The organism is Paenibacillus lutrae, from assembly GCF_009757775.1.
In the GTDB taxonomy this organism is placed as follows: domain Bacteria; phylum Bacillota; class Bacilli; order Paenibacillales; family NBRC-103111; genus Paenibacillus_F; species Paenibacillus_F lutrae.
The window spans coordinates 210847-232533 of the sequence record NZ_RHLK01000005.1 but is presented as its reverse complement, the minus strand read 5'-3'; the positions used below and the strand labels follow the sequence as shown (position 1 = coordinate 232533).

General features: G+C 51.0%; 17 protein-coding genes. 14 read left to right on the top strand and 3 right to left on the bottom strand.

The genetic code is table 11. The annotated features are described in order from the left end of the window. Positions 1 to 15: 15 nt before the first annotated feature. A complete protein-coding gene (locus tag EDM21_RS11845; protein WP_157335668.1) occupies positions 16 to 870 on the top strand; it encodes an SMP-30/gluconolactonase/LRE family protein in 855 nt (284 codons plus the stop codon). A 148-nt stretch (positions 871 to 1018) separates the two neighbouring features. Here EDM21_RS11845 and EDM21_RS11840 read toward each other — a convergent pair whose 3' ends face one another. Beyond that, on the bottom strand, positions 1019 to 3121 hold the full coding sequence (locus EDM21_RS11840) for a sulfatase-like hydrolase/transferase (protein ID WP_157335666.1): 2103 nt from the start codon (positions 3119 to 3121) through the stop codon (positions 1019 to 1021). A gap of 212 nt (positions 3122 to 3333) precedes the next feature. On the opposite strand from EDM21_RS11840, the gene EDM21_RS11835 reads away from it, so the two are divergent. From EDM21_RS11835 to EDM21_RS11785, 11 genes are all read left to right on the top strand, one after another. Beyond that, a complete protein-coding gene (locus EDM21_RS11835; protein ID WP_157335664.1) occupies positions 3334 to 3507 on the top strand; it encodes a cytochrome c oxidase subunit 2A in 174 nt (57 codons plus the stop codon). Between the two features lie 65 nt (positions 3508 to 3572). Next, on the top strand, positions 3573 to 4043 hold the full coding sequence (locus EDM21_RS11830) for a cytochrome c oxidase subunit II (protein ID WP_157335662.1): 471 nt from the start codon (positions 3573 to 3575) through the stop codon (positions 4041 to 4043). Positions 4044 to 4083: 40 nt separating this feature from the next. Further along, positions 4084 to 5751 (top strand): b(o/a)3-type cytochrome-c oxidase subunit 1, encoded by a 1668-nt coding sequence (locus EDM21_RS11825; RefSeq protein WP_157335660.1) that lies wholly within the window; start codon positions 4084 to 4086, stop codon positions 5749 to 5751. Positions 5752 to 5924: 173 nt separating this feature from the next. After that, on the top strand, positions 5925 to 7199 hold the full coding sequence (locus EDM21_RS11820) for an NAD(P)/FAD-dependent oxidoreductase (protein WP_157335658.1): 1275 nt from the start codon (positions 5925 to 5927) through the stop codon (positions 7197 to 7199). 102 nt (positions 7200 to 7301) lie between these two features. Beyond that, positions 7302 to 8303 (top strand): Gfo/Idh/MocA family protein, encoded by a 1002-nt coding sequence (locus EDM21_RS11815; protein ID WP_157335656.1) that lies wholly within the window; start codon positions 7302 to 7304, stop codon positions 8301 to 8303. Further along, positions 8300 to 9283, top strand: a complete 984-nt coding sequence (locus tag EDM21_RS11810; RefSeq protein WP_157335655.1) for a Gfo/Idh/MocA family protein — start codon at positions 8300 to 8302, stop codon at positions 9281 to 9283. Before EDM21_RS11815 ends, EDM21_RS11810 begins: the two co-directional genes overlap by 4 nt. Before the next feature lie 307 nt (positions 9284 to 9590). After that, the gene (locus tag EDM21_RS11805) at positions 9591 to 9944 is read left to right on the top strand and encodes a DUF1516 family protein (protein ID WP_068775248.1); all 354 of its coding nucleotides are present in this window, start codon (positions 9591 to 9593) and stop codon (positions 9942 to 9944) included. Between the two features lie 75 nt (positions 9945 to 10019). Next, complete coding sequence (locus tag EDM21_RS11800; protein ID WP_157335654.1) at positions 10020 to 10688, top strand: KinB-signaling pathway activation protein; 669 nt, start codon at positions 10020 to 10022, stop codon at positions 10686 to 10688. Between the two features lie 278 nt (positions 10689 to 10966). Next, the gene (locus EDM21_RS11795) at positions 10967 to 13126 is read left to right on the top strand and encodes a DNA topoisomerase III (RefSeq protein WP_157335653.1); all 2160 of its coding nucleotides are present in this window, start codon (positions 10967 to 10969) and stop codon (positions 13124 to 13126) included. Positions 13127 to 13516: 390 nt separating this feature from the next. Continuing rightward, complete coding sequence (locus tag EDM21_RS11790) at positions 13517 to 13969, top strand: Dps family protein (RefSeq protein WP_157335652.1); 453 nt, start codon at positions 13517 to 13519, stop codon at positions 13967 to 13969. A 264-nt stretch (positions 13970 to 14233) separates the two neighbouring features. Continuing rightward, complete coding sequence (locus EDM21_RS11785; RefSeq protein ID WP_157335651.1) at positions 14234 to 15910, top strand: stalk domain-containing protein; 1677 nt, start codon at positions 14234 to 14236, stop codon at positions 15908 to 15910. 178 nt (positions 15911 to 16088) lie between these two features. Here EDM21_RS11785 and EDM21_RS11780 read toward each other — a convergent pair whose 3' ends face one another. Continuing rightward, the gene (locus EDM21_RS11780) at positions 16089 to 17234 is read right to left on the bottom strand and encodes an NAD(P)H-dependent flavin oxidoreductase (RefSeq protein WP_157335650.1); all 1146 of its coding nucleotides are present in this window, start codon (positions 17232 to 17234) and stop codon (positions 16089 to 16091) included. A 264-nt stretch (positions 17235 to 17498) separates the two neighbouring features. On the opposite strand from EDM21_RS11780, the gene EDM21_RS11775 reads away from it, so the two are divergent. Together EDM21_RS11775 and EDM21_RS11770 are read left to right on the top strand one after the other, a co-directional pair. After that, complete coding sequence (locus EDM21_RS11775; RefSeq protein WP_157335649.1) at positions 17499 to 18500, top strand: NAD(P)H-quinone oxidoreductase; 1002 nt, start codon at positions 17499 to 17501, stop codon at positions 18498 to 18500. Between the two features lie 431 nt (positions 18501 to 18931). Continuing rightward, positions 18932 to 20596 (top strand): fibronectin type III domain-containing protein, encoded by a 1665-nt coding sequence (locus EDM21_RS11770; protein WP_157335648.1) that lies wholly within the window; start codon positions 18932 to 18934, stop codon positions 20594 to 20596. Positions 20597 to 20685: 89 nt separating this feature from the next. On the opposite strand, the gene EDM21_RS11765 is transcribed toward EDM21_RS11770, so the two are convergent. After that, entirely contained in the window at positions 20686 to 21540 is an 855-nt protein-coding gene (locus EDM21_RS11765; protein WP_235918152.1) for a divergent polysaccharide deacetylase family protein, read from the bottom strand. Positions 21541 to 21687: the final 147 nt, after the last annotated feature.

The following is a 21687-nucleotide window of genomic DNA, read 5'->3' as shown; positions in this document are numbered from 1 at the left end:
AGGAGAGCGAGCGATATGGAGAATAAGGAACAATTGTTCACAAGCCGTGTTTTGACCGAGCCGCAAGGGTTTACTTCAGGAATTGAAGGGCCTGGCTGCGACGCGCAAGGTATCTTGTATGCCGTTAATTATGCAGAGCAAGGTACGATCGGCAGAGTCACGCCTAAGGGGGATTGCAGTGTATTCCTCAACATGCCGGGAACAAGCATCGGCAATGGGATCCGTTTTACCAGAGCCGGCGAAATGCTGATTGCGGATTATGTGAACCATAACGTCTGGAAGGTTGATATGGCGACTAAAGCGATGACCGTTCTCGGGCACAGTCCGGATATGAATCAGCCCAATGATATTGCGATTACGGCAACCGATATCGTACTGGCGAGTGATCCGAACTGGGGCAATAATACGGGCAATATCTGGAGAATCACACCGGACGGAACAGTTACCTTGCTGGAGAGTAACATGGGGACCACGAATGGGATTGAAGTCTCAGCAGACGAGAAGACACTCTATGTGAACGAATCTGTACAGCGCCGTATTTGGGCGTATGACCTGTCTGCGGATGGCTCGGTCAGCAACAAACGCCTTTTCATCGAATTCCCGGATTTCGGATTGGATGGAATGCGCTGTGATGCCCAAGGGAATGTATACTGCACGCGCTTTGGCAAAGGAACTATCGTTAAAATTTCTCCGGCAGGTAAGATTCTCAAAGAAATTCAGCTGCATGGGAAGAACTGTACGAATCTTACATTCGGAGGTCGCGACGGCCGGACGGTGTATGTCACGGTAGCCGACAACGGAAATATAGAGACATTCCGCGTGGATATTCCGGGCCGTGACCGTGTGCTGTGCGGAGCGGTAACCTTATAGCCTGCAGACTCTGAAGTTCGTTCTTTTCAAATCGGAAATTGGAATGATTCTTAACAACAAAAGACTTGGCGCCTTGCTTCAAAGAAGCAGGCGCCAAGTCTTTTGTCAATCCATCTCGTCCCTCATAAGGACCGTGGTAGGAGAATAATTATTTCAGAGATTCCAGCTGCTTAACCGGTGTGGATTGGATCGGCAGGTTCTTCGAATCGATGACTTTTACTACAAAGTGATAAGGCTTCTCCGAATCCGATGCCAAGTCTTTAGGGATAACGGCGCTGAGGGTTTGCCGGTTCTCATAGGTTGTTTTGAGTGCTTTGTCGTTGAGATAAACAACACTGCTCGGTGCAAAGTTCTTGCCTGTGAGCTGCACGCTCGAATCCTCTCCGCTTCCACCCGCCGTATTCTGGTGTAGAGGCGACACAGAATCGATAACCATCTCGCCGTATCCCAGCGTGAATTTTGGATTGATGATTTTGTCCCGGAATCCGCCGAATGCGTATTGTTCTCCGAACAGGATATCATACTGGAGCATCTGGTATTCCTTGACATCCGCATCGTTAATGTTGAGCCGTTCATAATGATTGCGGGGCGGAATCACCGGGAGCTTCTTGGACAACGAGAAGAGGTAATCCGTATAAGGTGTCCCTTCACGTTTGGCCAGATCCAGAATATAGGGCCCCAGGAATGCAGAACTGATATTAAGTTTATCCTGGTGAGCAGGCAAGTAATTGTTCCATACAACGACCGGCAGTGAGTACATTTTGTTCAGTACGGTTGCGGAGTCATCGCTGTCGCTTAAATATCCGGTATCTTTGTAGGCTTTAAAATTGTTGCCCATCGAAGGCAGATGGTCCCCGAAGAGGACAACGATCGTAGGCTCGCCCTTCTTCTCATAGTGCTCGACCAGCATCTTGAGCGCTTCATCGGTATTACGGACTCCCTGAGCCAGAGATTCCAGCATTCCCTTGGTGTCTTCCGGGAAATCGCCGCTCACTTTGATCGAATTCTTAGCAAACTTGTCGGGTGTAAACGGCGCATGGTTCTCCATCGTATTGGCGAAGACGAAATCAGGTCCGGCCGAAGTATCGGTCTGCTCGATGATTTTCTTCATGACGGCCTTATCCTGAAGGTAGGGACCGTTATACTCCGCCTCGAAATATTCACTGGAGATAAATTTCGAGAATCCGAAATTCTGATACACGTTCCGGCTGTTAAAGAACCAGTTGTGGAACGGGTTAACCGAGGCCGTCTGATAGCCTTGACGGGCAAGTATGCTCGCCAGAGAATCTACGCGGCGGTTCATGTACTGGTTGTAAGCAATCGCGCCTTCCGGAAGGAAGCGGACTGTATTGCCTGATAAGACCTCGAACTCTACGTTCGCCGTACCGCCGCCGAACTGTGGCGACATCATATCCCCGCTTGAGTAATTCTTCTGCAAATGGTGGATGAAAGGAACCGGATCTTCACTGAAAGTTACGTTCTTCATCCGTGTAGGATCCCAGAAAGCTTCACCCAGAATGACAATAATATTCGGTTTGACGTTCGGATCGATATTCGTGCGGCGTTCGACACGCTTCATGAAATTCTCCATGTTAGCCTGACTGTAGCCTTGGGGAGCGTCGATAATAATCTGCTCGATGTTGAGAACGGTGGATAGCATGAAACCGTTCAATTTGTAGTTATCCGCCTGATTCCAGGGAATCGTCGAGATATTCAGGGCTGATTTAACCGGGAACGGTTTATCCAAATACATGCCCGCGCCGATAAGTACGGCAAGGATCCCGAGCACAATGTTCTCTTTCCAGCGGAAGCGGGCATGGGTCCAAGGAACAAAATAGAGCAGGCCTACACTTGCTGCAAAGAATAGGACAATGCCGACGACTGTTTTAAGATCAAACAAGCCATTTAAATATTGAACGATATCGGTCGTTTCGCTGCTGAGGAATAAATCCCATGGAAGCAGGGGAACACCGAGTATTTTAAATTTCACGCCGCTGATAAGACCGGCGACCAGGACGAACACGGACATAATCCAGAAGGAAATCCGGCTGCGGCCTGTCAGAGCGGTGAAAAACAGGAAAAGGCAGAAGATCACTACATAATTCAGCACCATTTCGCCTGGATTGCGTATGATCCATCCCAGAGTCGAAGTTAAACTCCCCCGGTTTAAAAATTCAATAAAAATAACGAGTAGCACGGGCCAGACGAATAAGTGCAACCGACGGCTGATGATACGTACACCTTTCTGCATTACCAATCTCCTGTTCATGTAATTTACAAACATTTTACAACTGAATAACTATGCCATTATACCATGTAGGTCCCGGCCCTGAAAGAGATTTCCATGTAACAAAATCGTTACAATTTCATCATTCATTTGTGATTTTAATCACATGAGACCCCCATGCTCCAAGAGTAAGATAAAGCCAGTAAATACCTTTGTTTGGAAAAGGGGGATGTAGGATGGCTGAGCTCATGCCTGCAAAGGGGAAACAGAAACCAGAAGCCCGTGTGAAAGAGGGGGAGACCGGTAAGGAGCCCGAACTGAAGGGTGCTTTTGCATCCGTAATGATTGTAGGTTTTTTCATTCTGATTACTTGGTTTGGCGTGTTTGCGCTGTTTCTGGCCCGCAATTAAGAAGCCCGCATAGGGGCTGACTATTAAATGAGCGTTCACATTATTGTTGAAAAGAGGGAAGTCGCATGCACATTCATCGTCTCGAGAAAATATGGATCGGATTCGGGGTCGCGATGCTGGTCGTCTTTTTATCCGTTATCGGGATTTCGGCGTTTGCAATGGGGATGGACCCTCCAACGGGTCATTCACACGGCATGGATCCCGCTAAAGTAGATTCGACAGCTCCATTCGACAAACCTGGATTGAAGCAGGTCGGCGAGAATGAATACGAGGCCGTCATGACGGCATTCGCTTTCGGTTATGCACCGGATAATATGGAGATCCCGGCCGGGGCGACGGTTCATTTTACAATCACCAGTAAAGATGTCATTCACGGGTTCCAGATTCCGGGCACGAATGTCAACATGATGGTGCTTCCGGGAGAAATCAATCATCTGACGCATACATTCGACAAGCCGGGAACTTATCTCGTGCTCTGTAACGAATACTGCGGCGGAGCCCATGAGTGGATGAAAACAACCATTATCGTGAAATAAAGGCTAGGCAGTCATGTCCGGTTGAAAGGATGATAGAGAAATGTCAACTACACAAACGGCCGCTTCGCCGGCCCCGATCTATAGTCCCAAGGATGCCAAGCTGGTGCTGGCTCATATCCTGTTCGCATTCGCTGCCCTGCTGCTCGGGGGGATCGCAGGTGTGCTTCAGGGCCTCGTACGCGGAGGGATGATTAAGCTTCCTGCCGGAATCGGATATTACCAGCTGCTGACCGCGCACGGTGTGCTGATGGCTTTGATATTTACGACTTTCTTCATTATAGGCTTCCTCTATTCGGGTATGTCAAAGACGCTGGGGGGAGAACTGCTGGCGCTGCCCCGCCGTCTGGGATGGCTCGGATTCGTGCTGATGGCCTCGGGTACGGTTATCGGAACTATTTTTATTCTGCTGAATAAAGCCACAGTCTTGTATACGTTCTACGCGCCGCTCAAAGCCTCGCCGTATTTCTATATAGCCTTGACACTGATCGTAATCGGCAGCTGGATGAGCGGGCTGGGCATGTTTATGAACTACAGGTATTGGAAAAAAACTCACAAAGGCCAGATGTCCCCGCTGTTTTCCTTTATGGCCGTTATTGTGATGCTCCTGTGGCAGGTAGCCACAATAGGCGTAGCAGCCGAGGTGCTGCTGCAGCTCATACCTTGGTCGTTCGGATGGGTAGAAACCGTCAATGTGCTGCTCAGCCGTACACTGTTCTGGTATTTCGGCCATCCGCTCGTATATTTCTGGCTGCTTCCCGCGTATATTTGCTGGTATGTCATTATTCCTAAAATCATCGGCGGCAAAATGTTCAGTGATGCGCTTGCCCGGTTGTCCTTTATCCTGTTCCTGCTGTTCTCGATTCCCGTCGGATTCCATCATCAGCTTACGGAGCCGGGTATCAGCTCTTTCTGGAAATACCTGCAGGTCGTGCTGACCTTCATGGTTATTGTGCCTTCCCTGATGACCGCGTTCTCGATGTTCGCCATGTTCGAGACGACAGGCCGCGCCAAGGGTGCCAAGGGCCTGTTCGGGTGGGTGAAGGTGCTGCCGTGGAAGGATGTGCGTTTCTTCGCTCCCTTCATGGGCATGGTTATGTTCATTCCGGCCGGAGCAGGCGGCATCATTAATGCGAGTAATCAGATGAATCAAGTGGTTCATAATACGCTATGGGTAACCGGACATTTTCATCTGACCGTAGCTACGAGCGTGGCGCTGACCTTCTTCGGCATCACCTACTGGCTGATTCCTGCAATCACGGGCAGGCAGCTCACGCAGCGTCTGAACAAGCTTGGCATCTGGCAGACGGTAATTTGGAGCGCGGGCATGCTGGTGATGTCCGGTGTGATGCACGCAGTCGGACTTCTGGGCTCGCCGCGTCGTACTTCGTACACGACATACGATGATCATCCGGTTACTTTTCTGTGGATGCCGTACCATGTGTCGATGGCGGTAGGGGGCATGATCGTTTTTGTCGCCGTCCTGCTCATGGTGTACAACATCATTGCCCTGCTCAGAGCGCCCAAAGGCGAGACAGAGTATCCGATCGCAGAGGTCCGGGATGCTTCCGAGCCTACACCGAAGCTGTTTGAACGATGGGGCTTATGGATCGGGGTTACCGTTGTCCTTATTCTGGTCGCTTATACGATTCCGGTTTCTCAGATGATCGGTGGAGATTCCCCGGGCTCTATCCCGTTTGTAACCTGGTAATCGACCGGTCCAAAGCGCGCTGTCTGGGCACAGGCGCCCCAAATTAAGTCAGCGGCTCATTGTTAAGAACCGTCCGTCATTTTATGGCAGGCGGTTTTTTTCGTGTTAGTAAAAGCTCAATAACGGGCATATTACCACTATCATCACCTTATACCGTGAAGGAGCCGAGTACGATGGATCTAGTTACTGGACTTTCTTATTGGCCGTATACACTTGAAGCGATACCCGCTTATCCGACCCTTGCAGAAGATTTGACATGCGATGTTCTTGTCATCGGCGGGGGGATGGCGGGGTCCATGATTTCATACATGCTTCATAACAGCGGGCTGGATACCGTACTGGTGGATGGCCATACGATAGCGGGGGGCAGCTCAGGCGCGAATACGGGAATCATTCAATATTTTAACGATAAAACACTGACAGGCTGTATACATACGTATGGAGAACAGAACGGAGTCGCGTTCTACAAACTTTGCGAACAAGCCGTAGATACACTGGCGGAAATTATGACGCGCGAAAATATCGAAGGGGCAATAACCCGCAGAGAATCCTTATACATGGCTTCGGATGATTCCGATGTACCTATGCTGAAGGAAGAATACGAGACCTTACGGAAAAATGGTTTCGAAGTAGAGTACTGGGATGAGGCGGACATTGCGGGCAACTTTTCATTTAATAGACCGGGCGCTATCTTGGCCAAAGGGGATGCACTGCTAAATCCGCTTAAATGTGTGCATGGCCTTGTCTCCGCGGCTGCCGCTGCGGGAATGCGAGTCTATGAACATACTAGAATCGAATCCCGGCAAGATACCCCCGACGGTATTATACTCTACACCAAGGACCGGTATCGGATCCGTGCCAAACATGCCGTGTATGCAACCGGGTATAGGGCGCAGGAGATGAAGCCCAATGCCAATGCGAGGCTGTTCACCTCGTATGTTCTCGTGACAGAGCCATTACCCCAAATCACCGATTGGTACCGGGAGTGTATGATCTGGGAAACGGCGAGACCTTACCTGTACCTGCGCACGACGGAGGATAACCGGCTTATTATCGGCGGTGAGGATGAGCCTATGATGGGAGAGCATGATCGTGTAAACCGGCTCCCTGTTAAGCAGAAACAGCTACTGGCCCAGGCAAGATCCATGTTTCCGCATTTGGATCTGCGCACAGCCTATGCGTGGTCGGCTGTTTTTGGAGAAACGCATGACGGATATCCTCTCATCGGCAGCCAACCGGAATATCCGAACAGTACGTTTGCGTTAATTTATGGCGGTAACGGTTCCGTGTATGCGACTATAGCCGCGGAAATCATAAAACGTCAATTATGCGGCGGCGAGCCTCACCCGGCGGCTCATTTTTTCAGGTTTAACCGGCCAAGCCGGACGCTCCCTTCCCAAGCCGGAAAAGAACGGAAGGAAGCGCCGATTGTATCCGGAGAGGCTTAAAATAAGAAAACTGGTTATTTGAGTCATTTTAGGCGCCGATCCGCTATAATAAAGGGGAGCTGCTGTCAGCCCAGATTCTTATTAGTGAGAGGAGTACCGGACATGAAAGTCGCCGTAATCGGCTGTGGAACAATGGGAACCGTGCATGCTAGGGATCTCTATAAGCTTCCCGGCATAGAACTAACGGGTGTATGCGATCTCGATTTGAAAACGGCTCAATCCTTAGCCGAAGGTACCGCTGCCCAAGCTTTCGCTTCATTCGAAGAAATGATGGCGGAAGTAGAGGCCGATGTGATCCACGTATGCCTCCCGACTTATCTTCACAAGGAATATGTATTGAAAGCTGCGGATCTAGGCAAGCATGTGATCTGTGAGAAACCGATTGCGTTGAATCTTGCGGATGCCGAAGAAATGATCGCCCACTGCGAGAGCAGAGGGGTCCGGTTATTTGTCGGACACGTGGTCCGGTTTTTCCCGGAATATGCGGATCTTCATACCAAGATTGAAGCGGGCGTCATCGGGGAACCCGGAATCGCACACTTTAAGCGTATCGGTTCTCACCCCGGTATGGCGAAAGCCTGGTACAACGACGAAGAGAAAAGCGGCGGAATCCTCATGGATCTGATGGTTCATGACATTGATTTTGCCCGCTGGTCGTTTGGGGAAGTCAAGGAAGTGTACGCGATGAGCCACCGTTCGCAGGGGAAAGAGTATGCGCTGGTTACGCTGCGTTTTGTAAACGGTACCATTGCAAACCTGGAAGCCCATTGGGGATATCCGGGAGCGTTTACAACGTCGACAGAGATCTCTGGCTCAGCGGGGATCCTGCGCTCGAATAGCCGCGATTCCGGCTCCCTTCAGCTTGTCCGGTCGACTATAAGCAGAAGTGCCTTGGCGGGCGTCCAGGTACCGGGAAGTCCTTCCTATCACGATCCGTATTACTATGAACTGGAGCATTTCTTAGCGAGTATCCGCAATAACAATCAGTCCGTTGTGACTGCACGCGATGCGTACCACGCGATTGAGATTGCGCTGGCAGCTAAAGAATCTGCACGCTCCGGCCGGCCTGTGCAAATCGCATCGAAAGGGGGCGTGCCCGTATGAATAAGCTCCGTATCGGGTTGATTTCATTTGCACACAGTCATGCTTTTTCCTACTTAAACGCACTTTTATCGATCCCTGAGGTTGAGGTGGCAGGGATAGCCGATGAAGAGAAGAACCGTGTCCAGAAGGTGCTGGACCAGCATGCCATTCCTTATTTTGCAGACTACCGGGATCTGCTGAAATCCGATCTGGATGCCGTTGTCATCTGCTCGGAGAATTCACGCCATGCGGAGCTGACGCTGGCCGCAGCCGAAGCGGGCAAGCATATCCTGTGCGAGAAGCCGCTCGGAATTACCGTCTCCGAAATGGAAGCCATGATAGAGGGATGCAGGAGGAGCGGCGTGCAGCTCATGACCGCATTCCCCTGCCGGTACATACCGGCGGTTGTGCAGGCCAAAGAAGCGATAGACCGCGGAGAGATCGGAGAGATCATTGCGATCAAAGGAACGAACCGCGGCAGTATGCCCGGCGGCTGGTTTATCGACAAGAAGCTCTCAGGGGGCGGGGCGGTTTTTGATCACACGGTCCATGTGATGGATCTTATGCACTGGTTCCTCGGAGCGGAAGTCACGGAAGTTTTTGCCTATGCCGATACCAGGTTTAACGATATTGAGATTGATGATGCGGGAATGGTGCATGCTAAATTCGACAATGGCGTTTTTGCGGTACTGGATCCAAGCTGGTCCCGTAAGCCTGTGTTTCCTACCTGGGGAGATGTCACGATGGAGATTACCGGGACCAAGGGTGTCTTGAGCATCGATTCATTCGCGCAGAAAAACGATGTGTACAGCGTTCAAGCGGGCAAAGCCCAGTGGAGTTATTGGGGCGACAACATGGACGAGTATCTGGTCCGCGGTTTTGTCGATGCCCTGCAAAAAGGCGAACCTGTGCCGATTAGCGGTGAGGACGGCATGAAAGCGGCCGCTGTGGGACTCGCGGCATACGAATCTGCCCGCCGGGGCGAGCCTGTGAAATTATAGTCTCCGAACAAAGTGCCTCCGGTTATAACGAGTCAAGCATGAACAGGATGCTTGTCGGGTACCGGAGGCTTTCTTTTTACGTAAAAAAAGTTCATGTTTATTCTGCATGCCCGTTCCACTGTCTTTTCGTAATTTTACGGGTTGTACAGGGAGCTGCCGGTTTGTGAACACTTTCCGACACTGCCGCGCATAGGAACGGACCGTTTACTTTACGTGCTTGTAATAAAAATCACTGCTTGTTATGATAAAAGCGTTACGCTTTACCACGGTAACCGCTGAAGTACATATTGACTATGGAGGAATCGACATGTCAGACAAGTTGCTTAACATTTTTGTGCAGTCACATGCGGGATCATGGGCATTTATCGTTATCCTGTTTATCGTGAGTGCGATTTTCTACCGGCAAAAAATCACACCTATGATCCTGCGCCTGTTCTACTTAATCATGGTTGTATCCGGTGTTGGAATGCTGATTGGATATAGCTTCCCTGCAAAATATGTGGTCAAAGGAATTATTGCCATTGTAGTGATCGGTCTGATGGAAATGATTCTGGGACGCATGAAAAGAGGACAAGGAAGAGAATCTTCCACGAAGATCTTGTTTGCAGTCTGGGCCGTTCTTATTATCACGGTAATCATGATGGGCTTCGGAATATTCTAATCCGTGCATTTCGGGAACCGTCCTTGCTTGTGCAGAAGGGCGGTTTTGCCCTGTTAGAAGAAGGAGAAGAGGCAGATGTTAAAATCTATATTATTCCTGTTCTGGACTACCATGCTGGGCGGGGTTGTGCTGGGACTCCTTACATGGGGAATAGGCAGAACTGTTTTCAGTGATTTTGTGTCCATGGACGTCGCGGTTAGCGGTGCGAGTGAGATCGGGATGATTATCCTGGCGACACTGACGATGTGTCTGATTAGCGTGGTCGGCTATGTCGGCTACTTAATGACCAATTACTATATGATTGGAATCCTCAGAAGCAGAAAAGGAGCCTGGTCCGGACTGCAGCTGTTCTTTATCGCACTGGCGATCGCTAACTTATTCTTCCTGAGATACACAGAATTTGCCGAAGGCCGTGAAAGCCTGGGAATGTACTTGGGAATTCCGGCACTTATCATTGCGGCCGGTCTGATTGTCTCGCAGATCAAAGTATCCCTTACAAATTCGCATGCAAGAATTCCGACGTTATTCTTCATTATTGTCGTAACGAGCCTCGAAATGCTGCCTGCTTTCAGTATTTCAGATTTATCCTCGCTTCTCTACGTCGCCATCGTTCTGCTGGGCTGTAATGCTTGGCAAATTCTTATCTTTCATAAGCTTACAAACAATAATAGAGCAGGGGCCAAGGCACCGGCGAATGCACCGGTCAAGAGCCCGCCCAAACGCCCTTCTGCTAAAAAGGCCTAGCCGATTTCTGCTTCATTGTACAGCCCCGCCTATTATGGCGGGGTTTTTATTTCCTGCAAGCGGATTGTCCGGATATCGGGCCGCGATGTATGCAGGTCCCTAATCGGAAGTTTGCTGTTGCCGGAATGGAGAAGCCCGATTATCGAGGAAGCGGCTAGAAATTCCCCGGCTGTTGACTTGCACTCCCTAACATTCTTAGAATAGATAGATAATGAAATCCAGCATAGAGCGGCCCTGAGGCCGGGCTGTTTTTCTGACAAAGGAGACAGGAGAGACACATGAGCAAATCACTCGTACTGGCCGAAAAACCGAGCGTAGCCAAAGAAATCGCGCGCGTTCTCGGTTGCGGGCAGAAGCATAAATCGTACTTTGAAGGACCCAAGCATGTTGTAACCTGGGCACTCGGCCACCTTGTAGGACTGGCGGAGCCCGAAGATTACGATACGAAGTACCAGAAATGGAACCTGGAGGATCTTCCGATTATTCCGGGACGCATGAAACTGAAAGTACTGAAGGAAACTTCGCATCAGTACCGCGCTATTGCCGATCTTGCCAAACGTAAAGATCTGAGCGAGCTTATCATTGCCACGGATTCGGCCCGTGAGGGAGAACTGGTGGCGCGCTGGATCATGGAGATGATCCGCTGGAATAAGCCTTATCACCGCCTGTGGATATCGTCGCAGACAGATAAGGCGATCCGTGAGGGCTTCGCGAATCTGAAGCCCGGCAAGCAATACGACCGCCTGTACGAGTCGGCGGTTTGCCGTGCCGAGGCCGATTGGCTGATCGGCCTCAATGTGACGCGCGCGCTGACGAGCAGGTACGAGGCGCAGCTGTCGGCCGGACGCGTCCAGACCCCGACGCTGGCTATGATCATGGACCGCGAGCAGGAAATCCGCAATTTCCGTTCGGCCGAGTACTGGACGGTGCAAGCGGATTTCGGCGCGTTCCGCGGGACGTGGCGCCAGCGCTCCGGTGAGAGCCGGATCTTCGACCGTGGCCGGGTGGATGCGCTCGTGCAGCAGGTCTCCGGCAAGAGAGGCACCGTGTCTTCCGTTAAGAAGACGGAACGGACAGAGCCTCAGCCGCTCGCTTATGACTTGACGGAGCTGCAGCGTGATGCGAACCGGCGCTTCGATTTCTCGGCGAAGCATACGCTGTCGGTCCTGCAGCGGCTGTACGAGCAGCATAAACTCGTCACTTACCCGCGGACGGACTCCCGCCACCTGACGAGCGATATGGTAAGTACGCTCCAAGAGCGTGTGCAGTCGGTAGCGGTGGGCCCTTACGCTCCGCTGGCGAAACCGCTGCTCAGGGGAACTCTGCCGTTAAGCCGGCGGATTGTAGACGATGCGAAGGTGACGGATCACCACGCGATTATTCCAACAGATGAGTATGTGAATCTGTCGGCACTTTCGGCTGACGAGCGCAAACTGTACGATCTGATCGTCCGGCGTTTCCTGGCGCTGTTCTATCCGGCTGCCCGGTACGAAGTGACCTCGATGATCCTGGACGTCGAGGGGGAGCCGTTCCATGTATCGGGACGGATCGTCAAGGAACTGGGCTGGCGCGGTGTCTACGGATCGGGTACCGCAGCTGATTCCGGCAGTGAGGACGGGGACGATGACTATGTGGATGAAGACGACCGGAAGGCTTCGCAGCAGGAGCTGCCGGAACTTGCCGCCGGCGACCGTATCGAAGCCGTCCGCTGCCGGATCGGCAGTCACCGCACCCAGCCTCCGAAGCGGCATACGGAGGCTACTCTCCTCACCCAGATGGAGAAGCATCATCTGGGAACCCCTGCCACGCGCGCCGAGATTATCGAGAAGCTGGTCAGCTCGGACACGATCGAGCGGGAGAGCGGAGCTTTGCATCCGACAGGCAAGGGGACGCAGCTGATCGAGCTCGTCGCCAAGGAGCTGCGCTCACCCGAGCTGACGGCTAAGTGGGAGCAGGAGCTGGAGGATATCGCGCGGGGACGCGGCAAGACCGAGACGTTCATCGGCGGAATCCGCGAGATGACCAAGCAGCTTGTCCAAGGGGTCAGATCCAATGAAGCGGAATACAAACCGCATAATCTGACGAACAGCCGGTGTCCGGAATGCGGCGAAAGACTTATGGAACGTAAAAGTAAGCGCGGCAAAATGCTCGTATGCGCCAACCGGGAGTGTGAGTACAGACGCTCTGCCGAGAAACAGCTGACTAACCGCAGATGCCCGCAATGCCACAAGAAAATGGAAATGAAGACCGGGAAAGCCGGGAAATACGTCCAGTGCCTGCCGTGTAATGTCGTAGAGGTTCTCGGGGAAAGTACAGGCCGTGTTGCCAAACATCAGCAGCAGAAGCTGGTGAAGCAGTACAGTAAACAGGAGAATCTCGGCTCGAGCCTGGGGGATGCCCTCAAAGCCGCACTATCCAGACAGGACGGGGAGAACTGACGGCAAGGTATAAGCTTGTATTGTGCATGGGTGTTTCAACAGAAAGGTAAGATTGGTAATCCAATAGGGTATAGACGGCCTGTTCCCCCGGCCAAAGAACGGAGATCCCAGCGGATCTCCGTTTCTTGTTTGCTTCTGCGGATAAAACAAGGTAGAAATTCTTCCGCGCAAAGATGACCTGCCGACAAACAATGTGCGGGAAGGAAACGGAGTAGCCATATTTCCATGTTGGTGGGAAGGGCCTGTCACACGAGGGTTTTCAGCACGAATCGACCTTAATTAGAATTATTATAAATTAGTATTGATTATAATTAAGCTGTCTGTTATAGTAAGTATATAAGAAATAAGCAGCACAAGATGTGACAATTCATACACGGAGGTTGATCAACTATGACAACAATGACAGCTATGACAACAAACCAACACTTAATCAAACTGACTGCCGATTGGAATGTATTCTCCATGAAACTGCGGCATTATCACTGGAATGTAAAAGGCCCTCACTTTTATACGCTGCATGCGAAGTTTGAGGAATTATATAATGAAGCAGGCCAATATGTGGATGAATTTGCGGAGCGCGTTCTCGCACTGGGCGGCAAGCCGATCGGAACGTATGGCGAGACTCTCCAAGAAACCCGTCTGAAAGAAGCTTCCGGTAAAGAATCTTCCGAAGAGATGGTGGCAGCCATTCGTGAGGATTTTCTTCAAATGGTTGCTTTTCTGCAAGAAGGCATTGAAACCGCGCAGCAGGAAAATGACGAACCGACCGCAGATATGCTGATTGGAACTCAAGGTAACCTGCAGAAGCATATCTGGATGCTTGGAGCTTTTCTGGACGCCTAAAATCCAAGTCCGTTACTACCAGAGGATAGACAGATTCCGGATCGGGGTCTGTCTTTTTTTGGTATGCCTGTTTAGGTGAACACCGTCTCTTGAACCCTTTCAGCAACGCAGAACTAGAGCAGCCGGTCTGAGACCCCGGTCCCTATCTGTCTATCAGGTTTGTGTTATACTAGAAAACGGAAGAAAAATATGGAACCTAACAGATTTCGATCTTCCTTACCGTTATCATTACGACTCTATCAACACTACTATCAGGGGGATTCTATGAAAAAAATCTTGCCAGTATGGCGAACCGCTGCACTTGCCTCATTTTTGCTTGCTTCTCTAGCTCCGGCTGCGCCTGCAGTTCTTGCGAATTCACCGGCAGCGGTACAGTCTGCCGCTCATGCGGATTCAGCACTCGTGCCTTTACGTCTTCTGAGTGAAACCGCAGGAGCGAGCGTGACCTGGAATCAGGATGACCGCACGGTTACGATTTCCAAGGGCAGTGACCGGATTATTCTGACGATTGATCAGAAGACCGCCGTTGTGAATGGCGAGAAGGTTGATTTGGACAATGCTGTACAAATCGTGAAAGACAAAACAGTTGTGCCGCTCGGGTTCTTTAAGAAAGTGTTACATACATCTGTATCGTGGGATCTACATAAGAATGAACTGGTTCTGCCGGCAGGGGATCTGGAGGCCAAAGCGAACGCTTTTGTCAGCTATTTGAACCAGGGGGAAAGCCAGCCAGCATACGCGATGTTTAATGAGGATCTCCGGAAAAGTCTGAATGAGAACAAACTTAGCTACTACTGGTCCTATTTTGCCAGCGTATATGGTGAAATGAAGGGGCAGACCCAATCGGGCAAGGAAAAAAACTCCGTCCACGATAACGTGTATCTGACTTATGAAACGGAGAGCAGTTATCCTTTCCAGGTCACGGTCCGTTTTGACGACAACAGCCAGATCAATGATTTGTTTATTCCGCAGTACTATATGCCGAGTAATTATGTCAAGCCGGCCTATGATAACCCTGCCGCCTATACCGAGAAAGAAGTGAAAATCGGGGAGGGCAGGCTGGCTCTTCCGGGAACGTTAACCCTGCCTAGCACAGCAGGTCCGCATCCGGTCATCGTGCTTGTGCATGGCTCAGGTTCCAATGACCGCGATGAGACGATGGGTTCATCGAAACTGTTCCGTGATCTTTCCGTCGGACTGGCTGCGCAAGGAATCGGAACTTTGCGTTATGAGAAAGTCACACGCGAACATCCGTTTAAATCGCAGAAAGCTGATTTTACGGTACAGGATGAAACGGTAAACGATGCCGTTTATGCGGTTAACATGCTCGCACAAACCGAAGGCATTGATCCTAGGCAGATCTATGTAGCAGGTCACAGTCAAGGGGGGATGCTGGTTCCCCGCATTATTGAGTCGGATACGAAGAATCATATAGCTGGCGCTGTCGTTCTGGCCGGTCCTACGAATTCGATAGAAGATGTCGTACTGGAGCAATCCAAGCACCAGCTGAAGATTGCCAAGGAACTGGGTACGGATACGGCTGCCCTGGAGCAGCAAGTAACTTTCTGGGAAAGTCAGGTTAAACTGATCAAAGATCCGAAGTACTCCACGACGAATCTTCCTGCAGAACTGCAGCTCGGCAACACTTACTGGTGGATGGACTTCCGCAACTATTCCGGATCCGCTATTGCCAAGAACCAGAAAACGCCAATGCTAATCCTGCAAGGGGATAATGATTCCCAGGTGCTGTCCTATCATCTGGATAAATGGAAAGAAGCTCTCAAAGAGCGCACGAACGTACAGTATAAAATGTATCCGAAAGTGAATCATGTCTTCACAGAGTTCGACCAGAAATCAACGGGAGCAGAGTACAGCCTTCCGGCGAACGCTCCGGAAGTTCTTATTCATGATATTGCGGATTGGGTCAAAAAAAGCAAGTAAGCCCCGCAAAGTTCCGTTCGTTTTCGTTTGGGTGAGTTTTGCTGCTTGTAAGGAGAGTTAATAAAAGGGAAAAGCCGTCAGCCATTATTATCGGGTCGACGGCTTTTTGCCGTTGCAGGAGTTGTGGATGTCCGGCAGGTTGCCGGGCTTGTATCAGATCAGTTGAACACAATCGGATTCAAGTTATGCAGGGACCGGCCGAATGATCCGTCTTCATATGAACCGCTGCAAGCCGGGAGAGAACTTGATCCGTCTCATCCATTAGCCGAGTTACCAATTCGGCGGCCGAGGTCTCCAGCGCTAACGGGGAAGCTTGGCCCGCCCACATAGCCATATACGCCGGATTGCCGGATCTGGCCGCTGTACGCCGAATTTCTTGGGTGAGCGCGTTCTGCGCCGGATAGGCGGGAAGCTGTCCGGCCAGCGGCTCCAGCTCCTCCAGCAGGCGGCTGCGGATGCCGCGGGCATGCTTGCCGGAGACAGCGCGCGTTAGCATCGTCGACTCATCGGACGATCCCAAGACCGCTGCCTTATGCGCGGGATGTGCACCGCTCTCGGTACAGGTGAGGAAAGCTGTACCGAGCTGTACGGCTTCGGCGCCGAGCGCAAGGGCGGCAGCGATGCCCCGGCCGTCCATGATGCCGCCGGCTGCGATTACGGGCACCTGCACGCTGCCGGCGATTTGCGGCACGAGTGCCATCGTGCCGGTCAGCGGCGGCTCGCCCTCACCGGGGAAAGTGCCCCGGTGGCCGCCCGCTTCGGCGCCCTGCGCAACGATGGCGTCAACGCCCGCCTGCTCGAGCCGCAGCGCTTCGCGCACGGTGGTCGCGGTGCCGATGGTGCGGATGCCGAGTCTCGTACACTCGGCAAAAGTATCCGCATCCGGCACGTCGAAGGTGGAGCTGAAGACCGGTACCCGCTCGTCCAGCAGGACGGCGAGCTGTTCCCGGTAGGATTCGCTCCACACGGCCGGCGGCCCGTCCTCGCGGACATTCAGCCGCTCCCGCAAGGGTGCGAGGAGACGCCAAGCGCTGTCGGCCCGGGCTCTTTGCTGCGTTTCACCGGGAGCTTGCCCCGGTTCGGGCAAGATAAAAAGGTTGACTGCAAAAGGTCGTGCGGTCAGCTCGCGTATATCGCGGATCGCCTGGCGGATAGCGCCGGGGGACATGTATCCGGCGCCCAAAGTGCCAAGTCCTCCCGCTTCGGATACAGCCGCAACCAGAGCGGGTGTTGTCGTGCCGCCCGCCATACCGGCTTGAATGAGCGGGTATTTTAATTGGAATAGCCGGCACAATCGGTTCGTTGATTTACTGGATGTCTGCATGAGAAGAAAACCTCTCTTTCACCTGGTAATAGAAATGGATCGTTCCGTTTATTAGATCCATTATACGCCGAATCAGGTCATTAGACTTCCCGTATCCTGCTTCGTATACAGAAAATAAAAGCGGTTAGCTGATTCCGGCAACGGACATCACAAGCGGCTCAAAGTTCACTAAGCCTGCGCCGGCAAGCATTTGAGACTTGTGCGTGGTATACTAGTTCTTAATGTCTAGTTCTTAATGTTTATCAACCAAGAGGAGTGAGCCCGATGAAGGCGGTACATATCAAACAATTTGGCGGTACAGAGGAGCTGTATATCGGGGAAAGTCCAGAACCTGTCGCAGGCGACGGGGAATTACTTATACAGATAAAAGCGGCCGGGCTCAACAGGGCCGATATCTTACAGCGAGCAGGCAAATATCCGGCTGTTCCGGGTGAGTCCGATATACTTGGCCTTGAAATAGCGGGTGTCGTGATCGGTGTCGGATCCGGCGTAACCGGCTGGCGTGAAGGGGAGCGTATATGTGCGCTGCTTCCCGGTGGAGGTTATGCGGAGCGTGCGGCGATCCCCGCGGGAATGGCGATGCGTCTGCCCGCCGGTCTCAGCTATGCGGAAGGCGCGGCAATTCCGGAAGCTTTCCTGACCGCTTACTTGAACCTCGTGCAGCTTGGAAGTATCCAGGAGAAAGACTACGTGCTCATCCATGCCGGTGCGAGCGGAGTCGGCACGGCCGCCATTCAGCTGGCCCGTGAGTATGGCGCCCGCGTGCTTGTGACAGCCGGCTCCGAGGAGAAGCTCCTGTATTGCCAGGAGCTGGGGGCAGATTCCGGCTGGAACTACCGCCAAGGCTCATTTGTGCCATGGCTTATGGAAACCACGCACGGTCACGGGAGTGACCTGGTGCTTGATCTCGTCGGCGCATCGTATTTCGCCGATCATCTAGCCAGCGCGGCCGTCGGGGGCCGCATTATCCTGGTCGGGATGACCGGAGGCTCCAAAGTGCCGATGGATACATTCGACCTGAATCCGCTGCTCATGAAGCGGATCTCGATCATCGGCTCCACGCTTCGCAGCCGGAGCCGGGAAGACAAAATCCGTCTGACTCAGCAATTCTGGCGGAGCATGGGTCCTAAGTTCGCGGATGGCAGCATTTATCCTGTCATAGACCGGATTTTCCCTTGGAGCCATGTGAGGGATGCGCATGAAATGATGGAGGCCAATGCCAACAAAGGCAAGATCATTCTGGATATTACAGCGGATGCGGAATAACTAAGAAAAAAGCAAAAGCAACCAGGTTACGCGGGGAGTGAATTCCTAACGTGAGACAATCAAAATACCTTCAGGAGAATGTGGCCCTGTCGTAAGATAGGGGACAACCTTGAAGGTGTTTTTACGTTGCCAGCAAGATTAGTCTGGAGGTGCTAAAAAAGTGAAAGAAATTGTAAGTGAGATGGGCCGGGAATCATTATTCCATGGATGGACTTTAACCAGTTGCCGGTTGTTTTGCGGCGACTGGTTATTTAGATGTAAGGTATTTTGATCCTATCTTATAAATGGAATAAAGTTTCTGAAAGCTATTTTTAGGTATTTATATATAATTTATATATTATTTATTTTACATATAAAAATATAATACAAGACTTTTATATAGGTATATAGTATTATGTTTATGGAAATTAACTTAAAATGGAGGAAAAGAAATGAAACTAAAGAAGTTGAAATTAGCAATTCTTATTATTGTGCTTATTTGTTATTCTATTATGTTAAGTAATACTGTTTTTGCCGCATCCAGCAAATACACGGGTGGTCTGCTAGATGGTATAAATCTACAAATGGGTCCTTCAATTACTCAACCCACAGGCTCAGGTGTAGCACAACTTACGGATGGTAATCCGACGAATTATATAAGTATGTCGAATCAAATGGTTTGGCATACGTTCGCTTCACCCCAAGAAATTCGTGCGGTGATTGTAAAGTCTGACACTAAAGCTATCATTGAATTTTACGATACAGGACAAAATCTTCTCACTTCTTATACAACTGCAACGAGCGATGGTATGGAATCATTGCCGGCTCCAGTACAAAACGTTAGCACAGTGGTGCTTAAACAAGGTAAGTATGTTTACGAATGGAATGTTTTCAGTACTCCGACAGCCACACCATTACCGACAGTTATTAATTGGATTCAAGGAGGGGATAAGAGTGTCGATTTGGACTGGGACTCAACAGGAGCAAAATCCTATAATGTGAAGCGTTCCGCATCTCCAGGAGGACCGTATGCTTTATTAGCAAATGTATCGGGTACGTCCTATACAGATAAAGATGTAAAAAATGATACGAATTATTACTATGTAGTTATGGCCGTCAACGAATCAGGTGAAAGTGCGCCTTCTCCAGAAAAACTCATTAGACCAGCGGCAACGAAATATACAGGTGGGTTGTTGGATCGAATAGTCTTAAAAGCAGGAACTGCAATAACCAATCCACTGACAACTGTTCGGCTACTAACGGATAATAACGGTTCTAATTATGTCGGTATGGCCAATCAAATAGTTTGGCATACTTTCTCGTCTCCAAAAGTGGTGGAGTCGGTAATTGTAAAGTCTGATGCCAAGGCTGTAATTGAATTTTATGATGCAGATAACAACTTGTTAGATTCCTATTCGCCGACAAAGAGTGATACAGTAGAGACTTTACCGATTCCTATAGTCAATGTATCTACAGTCGTACTTAAACAAGGAACCTACGCTTACGAATGGAACGTCTTCGGCAAAGGCACTGAACCACCCGCTGCCACTCCGCTTAATCTGACAGCAGTTGGGGGAGATACCAAGGTAAACCTGGCATGGAATGCTTCAGTGAACGCCGTGAGCTACAACGTTAAGCGCAGCGCAACAGCGGGCGGACCTTACGCTGCAATCGGTACAGCTGCAGGGAGCGCCTACACAGATACGAGCGTAGTAAATGGCACGACCTATTACTACGTCGTGACAGCTGTCAATGCTTCCGGAGAGAGCCTTCCTTCCAACGAAGCATCCGCGACGCCAAAAGCGGGAACCGTTGTTGTGCCTCCGGTTGAAGAACCGTCCGGTGAAAGCGCGATTCTAGTGATTACACTGAATAACGGAACGGACAAAGAATATGATCTTTCAATGAACGAAGTGAATGCCTTTATCGCTTGGTACGAAGGCCGTGCAGCAGGTACGGGTCCCGTTATGTTTGCCATAGACAAGCACAACAATAACAAGGGACCTTTCAAGAACCGTAAGGATTATATCCTGTATGATAAAATTATTACATTCGAAGTGAGTACATACGACAGCATAGAGAGCGGTGCGCCTGTAGAACCGCCAATTCCGCTGTAAGCAGCCTATCTGCTCCGATAAAAATACCAAAGAAGCCCGCGGTCAGTTTCGAACTGACCGCGGGCTTTTGGCGCAGACCCGAAATCTGCTCATGACCCGCTCTCGGGTCCGGCATCTGGGGCTGGAGACTTGTACAGCTCGCTCAGCTTGACGAAGGAGAGAGTCTCCTTTAAGCGCGGAAGAGTATCCCGCAGCGCAGAAGCGGTAATTTCGCCCTTGGCGCCGACATGGCCGATCGCAATGCAGGGCTGATGGACTTTGTTGTGAGCGCCGATTAATTCAATTTGCCGGGTCACTTTGCTCTTTGTGTGGACATCATCCAGGAAAATGTGATTTTCCAGACAGGGCACTCCTGCTTTTTTGGCCTCGCGGCAGGCGATGCTCCGGTAATTCGTGTGGCTGTCCAGAAAGAAGAGGCCTCTTTCGCGCAGGACTTCCATCACGATATGCATAACCCGCTCATCGGCTGTGGCTTTAGACCCCATATGGTTGTTAACGCCGATAGCGTGGGGGATATCATCTATGGCTGCATGGACACGTTTACGGATTTCCTCATCGCTCAAATCGGTAGAGACTACACCGGGGCCCAGCCAGCTTTTCTTGCCGGTCATAGGTTCCATAGGCAGGTGCACGATGACTTCGCGGCCTTTGCGGAAGGCGTCTTCCGCATCGCTTTTAGAAGAGGAGAGGAAGGGCATGACAGCGACAGTCAGCGGGATGGGAAGATCAAGGATCGAGTCCGTTCCTTTCATGTTATTCCCGAAATCATCGATAACAATAGCGGCTGATTTGGGAGCAGGACCGGCGAGTCCGGCAGCCTCGTTACTTGATGCGGCAGTAGCGGTAAACGGATTAACAGATGTCAGCAAGTTAATGCATATAATACCCATAGTAAGCGCGCGGGTTAGGGGTGTTTTCCGGGAGCCTGTACGATTCCGATTCATAAAGTTCTCCTTCCGGTTGCAATTTCTAATCTTGGCTTTTACTAATATGGAGTAAGAATCCCTATGTTATGCAACCGCCCCATGCACAGCTTTATCAAAGGAAAGGCATAAAATCCAAGCATGCGGGAATACGTTGAAGTAAATCAA